Source organism: Sphingomonas sp. 2378 (assembly GCF_038084995.1).
Classification (GTDB): Bacteria; Pseudomonadota; Alphaproteobacteria; order Sphingomonadales; family Sphingomonadaceae; genus Sphingomonas.
This window is the reverse complement of record NZ_JAXCMJ010000128.1, coordinates 1-452: the sequence shown is the minus strand read 5'-3', so window position 1 is coordinate 452 and position 452 is coordinate 1. Positions and strand designations below refer to the sequence as shown.

Sequence of the window (452 nt, the reverse complement as noted above, 5' to 3'; positions counted from 1 at the left end):
GTCCGTCATCGGCGCCACGGTATCGGCGCTGCGCTTCCTGTTCGGGGTGACGCTCGACCGGCCCGACCTGTCACGCAAGCTGGTGCTGGCGCCGCGCCCTCGCAAGCTGCCCGATGTGCTGAGCGTCGATGAGGTCGCACGGCTGCTCGAGGCGGCACCGGGCATCAAGTACCGGGCGGCGCTGGGCGTGGCATACGGTGCCGGCCTGCGCGTGTCGGAGGTTGCCCACCTCAAGGCCGACGATATCGACAGCAAGCGCATGCTGATCCGCATCGAGGAAGGCAAAGGCCGCAAGGACCGCAATGCGATGCTCTCGCCGCAGCTGCTCGAGCTGCTGCGCCTCTGGTGGCGCGAGGGCAAGCGGCGCAGCGTCCTGCTGCCGCACGGCTGGCTGTTCCCGGGCCGCAGCTACACCGACCCGATCTCGACGCGGCAACTCCACCGTGCTGTCC

Annotated in this window: 1 protein-coding gene; it reads left to right on the top strand. The window is 69.7% G+C overall.

Annotated features, from left to right (window positions below):
• On the top strand, window positions 1–452 hold a 452-nt coding region (locus SM191_RS19600; RefSeq protein WP_341507665.1), incomplete at both ends, for a tyrosine-type recombinase/integrase.